Raw genomic sequence first — 14,609 nt, 5'->3', positions numbered from 1 at the left:
CGCGCGGCTCCCGTGATGCGTCCGTGACCGGGCGCATGATGGCTGCAGCATGAGCACCTCCGACACCGCGACCACCCCCGTCGGCGAGGGCACCGCCCCGCGCGACGAGGCTCGCGACTCCACCGGCGACCGCCTGCCCCACGCCCCGGGGTCCGGTGCGGCTGCCGCGGTGAGCGCCGTGACCGGCGCCGTCCCCGTCGCGGTGACCGTGACGGCCGTCGTCGTCACCCGCGGTCACACCCCGTACCTCGCCCGGACGCTCGCGGCGCTGGGCGCCCAGTCCGACCGTCCGGACCGGGTCGTCGTCGTGGACGTCGGCGCGTCGGCCTCGATGCGCGACTACCGCGACCTGCAGCTCGGCGACGCCCGGTTCGTCGCCGCCCCCGACGCTCGTTCGTTCGGCCAGGCCGTCGAGCTCGCCCTGTCCGACGCCGTCCACGCCCCCACCTGGCTGTGGCTGCTGCACGACGACTCCGCACCGGAGCCCGACGCGCTCGCCCACCTGGTCGCCGCCGTCGAGCACACCCCGAGCGTCGCCGTGGCGGGCGCGAAGCAGCGCGGATGGAGCGACCCGGACGTCCTGCTCGAGGTGGGCTTCACGACGTCCCCGCTCGGGCGGCGGATGACCGGGATCGACGTCGCCGAGATCGACCAGGGCCAGCACGACGCGCGCGACGACGTGCTCGCCGTCGGGCTCGCCGGCGCGCTCGTGCGCTGGGGCGTGTGGGACCAGCTCGGCGGCACGGACCCCGAGTACGGGGCGTTCGGCGACGGGCTGGACCTGTGCCGGCGCGCCCGGCTCGCCGGCCACCGGGTCGTCGTCGTCCCGCGGGCCGTGGTGCACCACGCGCAGGCGAGCCTGCGTGGGCTGCGCGTGGAGGAAGCGGCGGAGCCGGCGGAGCCGGCAGACGCCGGCCCGACCGACGCCCCGGTGCACGTGCCGCGCCGTCGGCGCCCCGACATCGACACCGGCCCCGGCAACACCTACCGCGCCCGGCGCCGGTCGCAGATGTACTACCGGCTCGTCGGCGTGCACGGTGCGCTCGTGCCCTTCCTGATCGTCGGCACGGTGCTGTGGTCGCCGGTGCGGGCGATGTACCGGCTCGCCGCGAAACGGCCGATGCAGGCCGTGGACGAGATCGTCGCGGCGCTCGTCGTCGTCGCCGTCCGGCTCGGGCCGCTCTCCCGGGCGCGCGGTGGCGTCCGGCGCACCAGCACCGTCCCGCGCTCGGCGCTGACGCCGCTGCTCGGCACCTGGCGCGAGGTGACCCTCGAGCGCCGCAACCTGCGCCGCTCGCGCCTCGAGCGCTCGCTCGCGCGGACCGCGCCCACCGAGATCGAGCGGTCGGAGCTGCGCGCGCTCGCGGTGCGTCGCCGCACCGTCCTCGCCGCCATGGCCGTCGTCCTGCTCGGTCTGACGGCGTGGGTGTACGGCCCGATGCTCGGCACCCTCGCCTCGGGCGGGCGCCTCGTCGGCGGTGCGCTGCTGACCGCCGACGGCTCCCTGGGCGACCTGTGGCGCGCGGCGACCAGCGGCTGGGTGCAGACCGGCCTGGGGGAGCAGGGTCCGGCCGACCCGCTCCTGACGGTGCTCGTCCCGTTCACGGTGCTCACCGGGGGCCACCTGCAGGCGGCGGTGAACGTGCTGCTGATCGGTTCGTTCGTGCTCGCCGGTCTCGGCGCGTGGTTCGCGGCGGGCGCGGTGACCCGGTCGGTGGCGCTGCGGTCGTGGGCGGTCGCGGTCTGGGTGGTCGCGCCGCCGCTGCTGGTCGGGCTGGCCGGCGGGAACCTCGGCGCGGTCCTGGCGCACGCCGCGCTGCCGTGGGCGGCGTACGGCGTCGCGCGCGCCGTGGGGGCGCAGGCCACCGACCACGTCGAGGTCGTCGTCTCTCGCCGCACCCTGCACGCGGAGACCGCCGCGCCTCCGTCGCTCGGCTCGGCCGCCGCCGCCGGGCTGGCGCTCGCCCTCGCGGTCGGCGCCGCCCCCATGCTGCTGCCCGCGGCCCTCGTGGCGCTGGTGGTCGTCGGCGCGGTCGTGCACCAGGGCCGGCGCTACCTCGTGCTCGTCGCCGTCCCCGCCCTGGTCGTCTGCGCGCCGTACCTGCTGGAGGTCGTCACGACGTGGACCGACGGCGGCTGGCGGCTCCTCGCCGCAGGGCCGGGCGTGCCGTCGGCGTCGGTCGCCGCCGAGCCGTGGCAGATGCTTCTCGGCTGGCCGGGCGAGCCCGCCGGCTGGTTCGATCCCTCGGCCGACCCGTGGACGACGGCGGCCGCGTGGGCGCCCTACGTGCTGACGGGCCTCGTCGCGGTCGCGGCGCTCGTGGGGCTGCTCCGGCGCGCCCGCGTCGGCGGCGCCCGCCTCGGCTGGGTGCTCGCCCTCCTCGGTCTGGCGACGGCGGTCCCGGTGGCCGCGACGACGGTCGCGGTCGACCCGGCGACGGGCGCGAGCCTGCCCGGCTCGCCCGGTCCGGCCCTCTCGCTCGTCGTCCTCGGTCTGCTCGTCGCCGGGCTCGTCGGCCTGCGCCGCCGGGACGACGGCGAGCTCCCCGCCGCTCCGCGTCCCGCGCCGGCCTCGCGCAGCGGGCGGCTCGGCCGCGCCCTGGTGCACGTCGGCGCGGCCGTCCTGGTCCTCGTGTGCGTGGCGGCGCCCGTGGGCGCCGGGTGGGCGTGGGTAGACGCGGAGGTCGACCGTGGCGGTACGGCCCCGGCGGCCGACGGCGCCACGCAGGTGCGCCCGGCCGCCGTCGGGAGCCTGCAGGCCACGACCACCACCGTCGTCCCGCCGGTCGGCCAGCAGCTGCAGGCGCCACCGCGGCTCGCCCGCGTGCTCTCCCTGGAGACCCGCCCGGACGGGACCATCGTCTACGCGCTGCTGCGCGGCGACGGCGCGCAGCTCGTGGACTCGGCCGCCGTCGCGCGGCTGCGCGCGTTCGTCGGCAGCGACGCGTCCCCGGCCGACGCCGTCCCGCAGGTCGTCGGGGACATCTCCGCCGTCGGGGGCGCCGACGTCGCGGACCGGCTCGCGGACCTGGGCGTCGGCGGCGTGCTGGTCCCGGCCACGCCGGACCCGACGCGCTCGCGCGCCGAGCTCGTGACCCGGCTCGACACCATCGACGGGCTCGAGCGCGTGACGCAGGGCCGCTCCGCAGTGTTCTGGCGCGTCGCGCGCACGGACGCCGCGGACGCCGTCCCGCCGGCCTGGGCGACGCTCGTCGCCGGCGACGGCACGGACCTGCGCGACCTCGCGGCCCAGGACGCGGAGGTGCACGCGCAGCTCCTCGCCTCCGACGCGCCGCGCCGGGTGGTCCTCGCCGAGCACGCCGACCCGGGCTGGTCGGCCACGCTCGACGGCCGGGCGCTGCGGCCCGCGACCGTGGACGGGCGTCAGGCGTTCGAGGTCGGCACCGGTGCCGGCACGCTCGCCGTCCGCTACGACGGTGACGGGCTGCGCACGCCGTGGATCGTCGGTGGCGGCCTCGTGCTCCTCGTGGTGGCGCTGCTCGCGCTGCCGACGCGCCGCCGTCGGGGGACCGTCCGTTGACGGGCCGGTGGCGCCGCGCGGGCGCGATCACGAGCGGCGTCGTGCTCGTCGCGGCGGTCGGCGCGGTCGCGGCCTACGGGCTCGACCCGCTCCCCGGCCTCGGCGACTCGCTCCACGGCGGGGCCGGCTCCTCCGCGGTGCGGCAGGTCAGCGTGCCCGCGGCCGAGCAGGTGCTGTCCTGCCCGTCCGGCGCGCGGCTGACGGACGACCGGTCCGTGGGGGACAAGGCGTTCGACGCCGACCCGGTGCGCACGACCTCGACGGCGGCCGCGGCCGTCGTCGGCCCGGACGCGAAGGGCACGTTCGGCCCGCTGGACGCCTCGAAGCCGGTCACGCTGGACGCCGGGCCCGACGCGGCGGTGATCGCGTCCGACGACGCGAAGCACCCGCGCGTGCTCGTCGCGCAGCCGCAGGGCGGGACCGGGCCGACGGGCACGGCGGCGGTGGCGTCCACCACGGCGTCGGGCGACCTGCGGGGCCTCGCGGCGGCGTCGTGCACGGCGCCGTCCATCAACCAGTGGCTCGTGGGCGGCAGCACGGAGCTCGGCAGCTCGAGCCGGCTGGTGCTGCAGAACCCCGGCAGCACCGCCGCGTCGGTGTCCATGACGGTGTTCGGGCCCACGGGTGAGGTCACGGTGGGCGGCTCCGACCGGTTCGTCGTCCCGCCGCAGGGCGAGGTCGAGACGCTCGTCGAGGCGGGCGTGCCCGACCAGGAGCGCGTCGTCGTGCACGTCGAGAGCGAGGGCGGCCTCGTCTCGGCCTACCTGCAGCACAGCACGGTCGGCGGGATCGTCGCCCAGGGGGTCGACGACGTCACGCCCGGCTCCGGCCCGACGACGTCGCTCGCCGTGGCCGGCGTCGTCAGCGCGGGCGAGGCGGTGGGCGACGACCACGCCCCGCGCCTGCGGCTCCTGGCGCCCGACGGGGACCCGGTCACCGCCACCGTGCGCGCGCTCGGGCCGGACGGCGAGGTCGCCATCCCGGGCGCCGAGAAGGTCTCGCTGGACGACGGCGTGGTCCAGGACGTCGGCCTCGGCGGCCTGCCCGCCGGCACCTACACGGTCGTGGTGGACGCCGACGGGCCCGTAGTCGGCGGCGCCTGGCTCTCGCGCGCCGGCACGCCCGACCCGGACTCGACGCGCGGCGGGATCCAGTACGACCAGGCGTGGCTTGCGGCGTCCGACCTCACGCGGTCCGTCGACGCCGCCGGGTACCTCGGCTCGGTCGCGCTGCCCGAGGGCGTGCACGGCGTCGTCGGCGTGGGCGCGGTGGGGGACGAGGACGTCGCCGGGACCCTGACGGCGTACGGGACCGACGGCGCTGCCGTGGCCGAGCGTGCGGTGTCGGTCAAGGCCGGCCGCACGGCGACCGTCGACGTGGCGGACCTCGCGAAGAAGGCCGCGAAGGACGCGAAGGCGCCCCGCGTCGCGGCCGTCTCGCTGACCGCCGACGGCGGGGACGACGCCCGGGCCGTGTGGGGCGTGAGCCTGGACGCGGGACCGCAGGCACCGCACGCGACGAAGGGCGACCCCGGGTCGTTCGTCTCGGCGCTCGCGCCGGTCCTGCGTGGTCCGGGCGAGCGCGACGTGAGCGTCCGGGAGACGGAGACCGTGGGCGGCCAGTCCGGCGCCCCGGAGCCCGCTCCCGAGCCCACGCCGACCCCGTCGGGTCAGTAGTCCGGGTCGATCTCCTCGGGGCTGCGGGCGAGGAGCTGGGCGACCTGCTCGACCACGACGTCGTGCACGAGGTCCTCGAGGTCCTCGACGCTGCCCGCCCGGGTCTCCAGCGGCCGCCGGAACACCACGATCCGTGCGGGCTGGCCCGACTCCGCCGGGTGGCAGCGCCCGAGCAGTACGCCGCGGTCCTCCCACGGGGCCGGGTCGGACGGCGGGACGTCCTCGACGGCGAACTCGGTCCCGCCGAGCTCGTCGCCCCACCGGCGCTCGAGGCGCTCGACGGCTGCGAGCACGTGGTCGTCGAACCGCTCGGCGCGGGTCAGGTAGGCGGGCACGTTCTGGGGCAGCAACGGGCCGCGGACGCCGCGACCCCGCCGGTCGCGACGGCGACGGTGCGGGGCGACGCCGTCGGGCACGACGAACGCGAACGCCTCCGCGCGGGCGCTCAGGTCGCGCTGGGCGCTGGACCAGACCGGCCCGTCGCGGCGTGTGGAGCGGGGCGCGTCGGGGCTCGGTTGATCGGGTCGACGTGGCGGGGGCACGCGTCGACTCTAGGCCGCGCTCCCGGCCGGGGCCATCGCCCCACCGCCGAGCGCGTCATCCGTCGGCCGGATCGACGGTTCGGGCCGACAAAGGACGCGTTCGGCGGTGGGGCCGACGGCGTTGGGGGCAGACGGCGGCACCCGGGCGGCGGCGTGTGCGGGACGTCGATGTCGGTGCGCGGGCCTACGCTGAGCCCGTGAAACCGGTCCGGCAGTGCTCCCGCACCGCGTGCACGCGTGCCGCGGTCGCCACCCTCACCTACGTCTACGCGGACTCGACCGCGGTGCTGGGCCCTCTCGCGCACCTCGCGGAGCCGCACAGCTACGACCTGTGCGTCGACCACGCGGAGCGCCTGACCGCGCCGCGCGGCTGGGAGGTCGTGCGACTCGAGCCGGAGTTCGTCGAGTCGGGGCCCAGCCCGGACGACCTGTCGGCGCTCGCCGACGCCGTCCGCGAGGCCGGCCGTGCCCCGCGCCGGGGGGAGCCCGACGACGTCACGGAGGTCGGACGCCGCGGTCACCTGCGCGTGCTGCGCGCCGACCGGGGCTGAGGATCGCGGCCACCCCGACCGATAGGCTGACCGGCGTGACCCAGGACCTCTCCGAGATCATCAAGGCCTACGACGTCCGCGGCGTCGTCCCCGACCAGCTGGGCCCCGAGGTGGCGCGCGCCGTCGGCGCGGCCTTCGCCCGCGTCGTGGTCGTCCCCGAGTGGGCCGACGTCTCGCACGACGGGGCGCTGGACGCCGACCGCCCCGGCCTCGTGATCGGTCACGACATGCGCGAGTCGGGGCCGGGCCTCGTCGACGCGTTCGCCGAGGGCGTCACCTCCGCGGGCGTGGACGTCGTCCGCATCGGGCTCTGCTCGACCGACGGCCTGTACCACGCGTCGGGCGTCCTCGACCGGCCCGGGGCGATGTTCACCGCGAGCCACAACCCCGCGATCTACAACGGGATCAAGCTGTGCCGCGCCGGCGCGCGCCCGGTGGGCCAGGAGACCGGCCTCGCCGAGGTGCGGACCCTCGCCCAGTCCTACCTCGACGACGGCCTGCCCGACGCCGCGCCCCGCGCCGGCGACGTGAGCGACCGGGAGATGCTCGCGGAGTACGCCGCGTTCCTGCGCGGCCTGGTGGACATCTCCGGGATCCGTCCGCTGAAGGTCGTGATCGACGCCGGCAACGGCATGGGCGGGTTCACCGCGCCGGCCGTGCTCGGCACGGGCGCCGGGCTGCCCGAGCTGCCGCTCGACCTCGTGCCCCTGTACTGGGAGCTCGACGGCTCGTTCCCGAACCACGAGGCCAACCCCCTCGAGCCGGCGAACCTGCGCGACCTGCAGGCGGCCGTCGTCGAGCACGACGCGGACCTGGGGCTGGCGTTCGACGGGGACGCCGACCGCTGCTTCGTGGTCGACGAGCACGGCGACCCGGTCTCGCCGTCGGCCATCACGGCGCTGGTCGGGCTGCGCGAGGTCGAGAAGGAAAAGGCACGGGGCGCAGAGCACCCGGCCGTCATCCACAACCTCATCACCTCGCGCGCGGTCCCGGACTTCCTCGACGCCGCCGGCGCCCGCGTGGTCCGCACGCGTGTGGGGCACTCGTTCATCAAGGCGCAGATGGCCGAGAACGACGCCGTCTTCGGCGGTGAGCACAGCGCGCACTACTACTTCCGCGACTTCTTCTTCGCCGACACCGGCATGCTCGCGGCCCTGCACGTCCTGGCGGCGCTCGGCAGCCAGCCGCACCCGCTGTCCGTCGTGGCGGAGATGTACGAGCCGTACACGGCCTCGGGCGAGATCAACTCCCGCGTCGCCGACGTGCCGGCGGCCCGCGCGCGCGTCGTGCAGGCCTACGTGACCGAGGAGGGCGCGGGGCCGGTCGAGGTCGACGAGCTCGACGGGCTGACGGTCTCGCACTGGGGCGCGCAGCCGCAGTGGTGGTTCAACCTGCGGGCGTCGAACACCGAGCCGCTCCTGCGGCTGAACGTCGAGGCGGCCGACGAGGACATCATGGAGAAGGTGCGCGACGACGTCCTGTCGCTCGTGCGCGCGGACGAGCCGGGCGAGCCGGACGAGAGCTGAGGACCCGATGACCGACTTCCCGAACCACGGCGTGCCGGCGCTGGACCCCTGGGTCAGCGAGATCCTGCGGTGCCCCGCGACGGGTGCGCGGCTGGTGCCCGGCACCGGGCCCGACGGCGCGCCGGAGCTGCACTCGACCGACCCGGACCGCCCGCTCGCCTACCCGGTGCGCGGCGGGATCCCGGTGCTGCTGGAGAGCGACGCGCGGTGGTTGTAGCGAGCCTGTGAGCACCGCGGGTGAATTCGGTGCTGTGGCCAGGTCGACACCCGCCGGACGCGTTCCAGGAGCCTTCGGGCACCTAGGATTCCGTCAGCGTAGAGGTGCTACGCCCTGGACGAATGAGAACTCCCATGATGAAGAAGACCCTCGTGGCCTCGGCGCTGTCCGTCGGCCTTGCCCTGGTTGGCATGGCCGCCCCAGCACAGGCCGCTAGCGATGACTCACTGTCCGTGCAGAGCGTCAAGGTCTCGGCCGAGCCGCTGAAGTCGTCGGGCAAGTCAAAGATCACCGTGACCGTCGACTTCTACGGCACGAGCCGCTATTCGATCGACGCGCCCGACGTGACGCTCGAGTCGGACAACGGATACGGGTGGGAGTACTTCGAGCTTAAGGCGACCAGCCGCGGCGACATCTGGCGGGGAACCACCTACGTCGACAACAGCAACCCTGTCGGCAAGTGGTGGGTCGGGGTCGACGCCTGGGCGGACTTCGCCAATGGCAATTACGACTACATCAGTGACGACTACGAGAGCACCTTCTACCTGAAGCGCTCGACACAGATCTCCCTCAACGCGACCCCCGAGCCCGTGAAGAAGGGCTCGGCGATCTCGGTCGTCGGCACCGTGAAGGCACTGAAGGTCCCGTCCTACGGCAGCGCCTACTACACGCCCTTCTCGGGCCGCACGGTGAAGCTCTACTTCGACCCCACCGGATCCTCGCCCAAGCGGTACGCCGGCTCCGTGACGACGAACAGCCACGGGAAGTACTCCAAGCGGTTTACGGCCAAGCAGGACGGCGTCTGGAGCGCCACCTACGCCGGCAACTCGCTCTACGCGTCACACGTCAGCACCGGCGACTTTGTCGACGTGCGCTGACGGTCGTCCCTCCGAACCCGTCGTACGACCGTGGGCCCACGACCATCCGGTCGTGGGCCCACGGTCGTGCACCCGGACTTGCGTCGCCGAGCCGGCACTACGTCTTCAGGTCGGACAGTCCGCGCTGCACCGCACCGCGCAGCGGATCGTGGAACCGACGCTCGACGAGGTAGTGCAGCGCGAACGCGAGGGCGACCGCGACGAGCACGGCGACGGACAGCGTGACATAGGCGTTCAGGCGCTCGTGCAGCAGGTCGATGATCATGAACCCGAACTGGCCGTGCACGAGGTAGAGCGGGTAGGTCAGGGCACCGGCCACGGTGAGCCACCGCCACTGGATGCGAGCCAGCGGGCCCGACGAGACAGCCCATACCAGTGCGATGAACACGAGGACGAGGACCCCGCAGACGGCGGGGGAGACCTCCTGGCCGACGTAGCGAGAGACCCGCGGTGCGTAGTCAGTGATCTGGTCGAGACACAGAATCGTGTCCAGGGCCAGTACCAGCCACACGATCACGCTGTTGCCGTCACGGTAGAGCAGGAACAGCGCCATCCCCGCCGCGAAGTACGGCGCGTAGGAGGGGATGAGGAGAGATCCCAGCATCGGGGCGTGGGTCACCTGGGCGATCTGCGAGAGCAAGGGCCACAGGGCCGCGAACGCGATGACGCGGGCCCGGTTGATCCCGACGAGCACGAAGACCCCGATGAGCAGGTAGAACTTCAGCTCGATCCACAGCGTCCAGAACGCGCCCTGGATGTCCACGATGTCGAACGGGTCCTGCAGCATCGTCAGGTTGACCAGGGTCTCGCGCAGCGACGGCTGCCGCCCGCCGCCCCAGAAGTACTGCATGATCGCCGTGAGTATCACGGCCGCCCAGTACGCGGGGAACAGCCGGGCGATCCGCGACGCGGTGAAGCGCTCGATAGGAGCACGCCACGCCGTCATGAGGATCACGAAGCCGGAGATGACGAAGAACAGCTCCACGCCGATGAAGCCGTAGCGGGTCACGTGGTTCAGCGTCGGGAAGACGTTCGAGGGGGCGGTTCCCCAGAAGCCGGTGCGCACGCCGGTGTAGTGGTACCCGACCACTGCGACGGCGGCGAGGAATCGCAGCCCGTCGAGGGCGCGCAGCCGGGCCCGGGGCGGAGGGGGGTTCACGGTCACCGCGCCAACATACAGGCCACCGGAACCCGGTCCCCGTCTCGCTCGCGGGTCCGCACCGGACCCGTGCGGGCCCGCACCTAGACTGGCGCGATGCCGTCGACCGACCTCCAGCGCCTGGCCGTCACCGACATCGACGCGCGCCGTCCCGCCTTCTGGCGCGGGCCCGCGGAGCTGTCGGACGACGACGCTCTCGTCGTCGAGCCGGGCGGCGTCCTCGACCTCGGGACGTGGTTCAACGCCGCGCCGGTCGGGTGGTGGCGCGAGCTCCTGGGGCCCGGTCACCTGCGCCTGCGGGTGCGGGGGCGCGGCACCCTGACGGTCTGGGGCGCGGGCGGTGGCCGGCGGCACGTCGTCGACTCCCGGCTCCTCGACGGGACGTACGAGACCCACCTGCCGCGGACCGAGGGCACCGACTGGTACTGGCTGGAGCTTGCTGCCGGCCCCGACGGCGCGATGCTGGAGTCCGTGGAGTGGGCCTCGGGCGGGGGTCTCGGCAGGTCGCGCGGGCGCGCGGGCAAGGTGACCGTCGTCGTCCCGACGTATCGGCGCGAGCAGGACTGCCTGGACCAGGTCGCCCGCCTCAGCGCCGCCGGCCTTGCCGAGACGGTGGGCCACGTCGTCGTCATCGACCAGGGCGGGAGCCTCGCGAGCGCCGCCGGGGCGGGGGAGGTGCTCGATGCCGCCGGCGACCGCGTGGTGCTGCTGGAGCAGGGCAACCTCGGCGGGTCCGGCGGCTACTCGCGCGGCATGGTCGAGTCGCTCCGCTGGCCCGAGGACGCGGTGCTCCTGCTCGACGACGACGCGGAGATCGAGCCCGAGGGCCTGCGCCGCCTGCACGTGCTCTCCACCCTCGTCGTCGACCCGACGATCCTCGGGACCGGGCTGCTCTCCGCCGAGGCCCCGACGTCGCTGGAGGCGCTCGCGGAGGGCGTCCGACGCCGGACGTTCGCCTGGGGCCCTGTCGACGGCCTGGGCGACGGCGTCGACGTCGCGGACGGCGGGCCGGACACCTGGTCCTTCACCGCGCCGCGCGACCGCTCCGAGTACACGGCCTGGTGGGGCACGCTGCTGCCACCGGGGACGGTCGCGCGCCTCGGCCTCGCCGTGCCGTACTTCCTCAAGTGGGACGACGCCGAGTACGGCCTGCGTGCGCGCGCCGCGGGCATGGCCGTGGCCACGATCCCGGGCCCCGCGGTCTGGCACCCCACCTGGGCGGCGAAGGGGACGATCTCCTCCTGGTCGTCGTGGCCGCTGCACCGCAACCGGCTCGCCACCGCCGCCGCGTACGGGGCGGGACGCGGCGTGCTGCTCGACTCGCTCGTGCACCAGGTCAAGCACGTGCTCTCCCTGCAGTACGACGCCGCGGAGCTGTGGAACGCCGCCATCGCCGAGGCGGCCGGCGGTCCGGGCTGGCTCTCCGAGGACCTGACCGCCGTGCGGCCCCGCGCCCAGGCGCTGATCGACGCCGCCGGCCGTCCTCCTGTGCCCGACGTCGTCGCCGTCCCCGGTCCGCCGCTGGCCCTGGTCCCGGCGTTGCGGCGTGCCCTGACGGGACTGCGACGAGCCGCCCGGGTGCGCGGCCGCCGCGGCGCGGTGGCGCTCGCGAGCCCCGCGGAGCTCACCTGGCGCGCCGCGCTGGGCCGCGACGTCGTCCTGCTCGGTGCGGGGGAGGGTGGCGCCGCGCTCGTGCGCGACCCGCAGCGGGCGCGCCGCCTGCTGCGCGAGGCCCTGCACCTGCACCTGCGGACGGCGCGCGCGTGGCACGGGCTGCGGCGCGACTACGCGGCGGCGTTGCCCGAGGCGTCCTCCCGCGCGGCGTGGGACGCGCGGTTCGACGGCTGAGAGGCACGCGAATGTGACGGAGGTTACATTCGTGCGATGCGCAAGGTCCTCGCAGCAGCCGTCATCACCGTCCTGGCCGGGGCGGGCGTGGTCGTCCCGGTCGTCAACCTCCCGGTGCCCGAGGCGCACGCCGTCGCCCCGACGACGGACGAGGTGACGTTCGACGGCGTCGACACCGCCGCCGCCGACGACGCGACCGCGCTGGAGCCCGCCGAGGTCGACGCGGACATCGACGCCACGGCCGATCAGCCCGACCCGGAACCGGACGCCGCGGAGGCGGGAGAGGCCGCGGAGGCCCAGACCGAGCTGGGCAACGATGCGGGCGGCGAGCTCGCCGCCCTGAGCCCGCTGACCTTCACGGGGGAGTTCCTCGTGGCCGGGGTGACCTGGGACGAGCCCGCGGAGGGCGACGAGGTACGCGACGTCGCGGTGCGCGTGCACGAGGACGACCGGTGGTCCGACTGGACCGCGCTGGAGGTCGACTCGCTCGGCATCCCCGGGGAGCGCGGCGGGACGCAGCCCGTGATCAGCCCCGGGTCCGACGGGGTCCAGGCGAGGGTCGTGACCGCGTCAGGGAAGGCGCCCGCGGGCCTGCGGATCGACGTGATCGACCCGGGGGAGTCGGCGGCGGACGAGCTGTCGGCCGGCGCGCCCGCGGCGAGCGCGGACGCGGCCACGGGCTACGAGATCCAGCCGTCGATCGTGACGCGGGCGAGGTGGGGGGCCGACGAGCGGCTGGCCTCGAGCTGGCCGACGGTCTCGGCCCACCTCAAGGTCATGTACGTCCACCACACCGCAGGCTCGAACTCCTACTCGCGCTCGGACTCCGCGTCCATCGTGCGGGGCATCTACGCCTACCACACGAAGTCCCGGGGCTGGCCGGACATCGGCTACCAGTTCCTCGTGGACCGGTACGGCACCGTGTTCCAGGGACGCAAGGACGCGATCTCCGACAACCCGCTCGGCGCGCAGGCCGGCGGGTACAACACCGAGACCATCGGCGTCTCCGCGATGGGCAACTTCCAGTCCGCGAACCCGCCGGCCGCGATGGTCCGGTCCATCGAGAAGGTGCTCGCCTGGAAGGCGTACCAGTACGGGATCGATCCCCAGGGGCGCGCGACGCTCACCACCGGGAGCAGCTCGGTGAGCGACACGAAGGCCGCGGCAGGGAAGAAGATCACGGTCCGCACGATCCAGGGCCACCGGGACACCAACCAGACCTCGTGCCCGGGGGCGAAGCTCTATGCGAAGCTCGGCGGGATCCGCCACAACGTCGACACCCTCGTCGATGCCGCGAAGAAGCGGTACGGCTCGGTCCGGTACACCACGGCAGCCGTCTCGCCGAGCGCCCCCGCGGCGACGCAGGCCCCGATGCAGGAGTACTCCACGACGACCTATTCCTGGCGCGCGGTCTCCGGCGCGGTGAAGTACCAGCTGCTCGAGCGCCATGCCGCGTTCACAAGTTCGATGCCTGACGGTCGGACCTGGACCGTCATCGGGTCCGTGAAGTCTCCCAAAGCCACGATCACGACATCCGCAGGGCTCACGAGGGTTGTCGCGGCGCGACCCGTCGACGCGAAGGGGAGGCTGGGACCGGTCGCCGTCCTGCGGCAGACGACGCGCCCGGTGCCGGTCGGGTCCATGAAGTTCAGCCCGTCGTACACCAAGGTCTCGAGCTCCAAGTATTACTGGGGCAGTGCCCGCCGGAGCACGAGCGGTACGGCGTACGTCCAGGTGTCCGGGGTCAGACAGGCTCGCCAGGTCGTCATCGTCGCGCCGACCGGCCCGGGGTACGGGCGCCTGCGGGTGACCATCGGCGGGAGCACTGTCGGCACCGTCTCCCTGGCTACGGCGGTGACCCACAGCCGCACGGTCCTGACAGTGCCGCTGTCGAAGTCGATGTCCGGGACGGTCCGGCTCTCGAGCGTCGACTCGGGGAAGCAGGTGCGCGTCAGCGCCGTTGCGTTCCCGCGGACCGCGGCTCCGCCGGGAGTGCCGGGACGCCCGAAGCTGGTCTCGCTCGCGTCGAGCCAGACGCCGGTCCAGCTCGCGGACAGCACGACGTTCCGCTGGTCCGCGGTCAACGGGGCTCTGCGGTACGAGGTCTACGGGCGCAAGGCAAGCCACGGTGCCACGCTCCCGGGGTCATGGACCCGGCTGGGCACGACCACGAGGACGAGCTATACGCAGGCCATGAGCGCTCCGGGCACGGTCTGGGTGGTGGCCGTACGCGCCGTGGGGCGGACGGGGGCCGGGGGGCACTCCTCCTATCCCTCCATCGCTCGGCCGCTCGCGAGCACGCTGTGGCAACGCTCCGGGGGCGCCCACGTGTGGGGCAAGGACGCCGACGACCGCTACTACCGCAACTACGCCTTCGGTGCCCGCAACGCGGGGTCCACCATCACGGTCCGAGGGGCCCAGGACGTGCGACGGGTCCGGGTGATCGGCCGGCAGGACGCCGACTCGGGGCGCATCGCGGTGTACGTGGGCGGGAAGCGCTACGGCACGATCGACATGCGCGGAGCCCGCGACTGGGTGGACGGCTTTGACGTGGTGCTCCCGCGCGCGACCGACGGCACCGTCGTGCTGAAGTCGCTGGACGACCGGGTGGTACGGGTCTCGGCCATCGCTCTCGCGCACCGGTGAGGTCCTGGACGTGCCGATTCATCGC

Annotated in this window: 10 protein-coding genes; 8 read left to right on the top strand and 2 right to left on the bottom strand. The window is 74.6% G+C overall.

Annotated elements, in window-relative coordinates:
- The first annotated feature begins 49 nt into the window (after positions 1–49).
- Both EDF32_RS02330 and EDF32_RS14525 read left to right on the top strand, forming a co-directional pair.
- Positions 50–3,541, top strand: a complete 3,492-nt coding sequence (locus EDF32_RS02330) for a glycosyltransferase (protein ID WP_123306914.1) — start codon at positions 50–52, stop codon at positions 3,539–3,541.
- Entirely contained in the window at positions 3,538–5,217 is a 1,680-nt protein-coding gene (locus EDF32_RS14525) for a DUF5719 family protein (protein ID WP_158614044.1), read from the top strand. Before EDF32_RS02330 ends, EDF32_RS14525 begins: the two co-directional genes overlap by 4 nt.
- Here EDF32_RS14525 and EDF32_RS15060 read toward each other — a convergent pair.
- Positions 5,211–5,759, bottom strand: a complete 549-nt coding sequence (locus tag EDF32_RS15060) for a metallopeptidase family protein (RefSeq protein WP_370449889.1) — start codon at positions 5,757–5,759, stop codon at positions 5,211–5,213. The two genes, EDF32_RS14525 and EDF32_RS15060, sit on opposite strands and share 7 nt — an antisense overlap.
- Before the next feature lie 197 nt (positions 5,760–5,956).
- Here EDF32_RS15060 and EDF32_RS02315 point away from each other — a divergent pair, with 197 nt between their 5' ends.
- From EDF32_RS02315 to EDF32_RS02300, 4 genes are all read left to right on the top strand, one after another.
- Entirely contained in the window at positions 5,957–6,310 is a 354-nt protein-coding gene (locus EDF32_RS02315) for a DUF3499 domain-containing protein (protein WP_123306913.1), read from the top strand.
- 35 nt (positions 6,311–6,345) lie between these two features.
- Complete coding sequence (locus tag EDF32_RS02310; protein WP_123306912.1) at positions 6,346–7,836, top strand: phosphomannomutase/phosphoglucomutase; 1,491 nt, start codon at positions 6,346–6,348, stop codon at positions 7,834–7,836.
- A 7-nt stretch (positions 7,837–7,843) separates the two neighbouring features.
- Positions 7,844–8,053, top strand: coding sequence for a Trm112 family protein (locus EDF32_RS02305; protein ID WP_123306911.1), 210 nt, complete (start codon positions 7,844–7,846; stop codon positions 8,051–8,053).
- A 233-nt stretch (positions 8,054–8,286) separates the two neighbouring features.
- Complete coding sequence (locus tag EDF32_RS02300) at positions 8,287–8,931, top strand: hypothetical protein (protein ID WP_123306910.1); 645 nt, start codon at positions 8,287–8,289, stop codon at positions 8,929–8,931.
- A 97-nt stretch (positions 8,932–9,028) separates the two neighbouring features.
- On the opposite strand, the gene EDF32_RS14520 is transcribed toward EDF32_RS02300, so the two are convergent.
- Positions 9,029–10,096, bottom strand: coding sequence for an acyltransferase (locus tag EDF32_RS14520; RefSeq protein ID WP_158614043.1), 1,068 nt, complete (start codon positions 10,094–10,096; stop codon positions 9,029–9,031).
- A 90-nt stretch (positions 10,097–10,186) separates the two neighbouring features.
- Between EDF32_RS14520 and EDF32_RS02290 the strand changes: the two genes are divergently transcribed.
- Complete coding sequence (locus EDF32_RS02290; protein WP_123306909.1) at positions 10,187–11,938, top strand: glycosyltransferase; 1,752 nt, start codon at positions 10,187–10,189, stop codon at positions 11,936–11,938.
- Positions 11,939–11,974: 36 nt separating this feature from the next.
- Complete coding sequence (locus tag EDF32_RS02285; RefSeq protein WP_123306908.1) at positions 11,975–14,584, top strand: N-acetylmuramoyl-L-alanine amidase; 2,610 nt, start codon at positions 11,975–11,977, stop codon at positions 14,582–14,584.
- The last annotated feature ends 25 nt before the right edge of the window (positions 14,585–14,609 follow it).

Origin of the sequence: Cellulomonas sp. PhB143 (assembly GCF_003752595.1) — a bacterium.
In the GTDB taxonomy this organism is placed as follows: domain Bacteria; phylum Actinomycetota; class Actinomycetes; order Actinomycetales; family Cellulomonadaceae; genus Paraoerskovia.
Note: the sequence above shows the minus strand (reverse complement) of the source record. Positions and strands in the feature narration are given on the sequence as shown.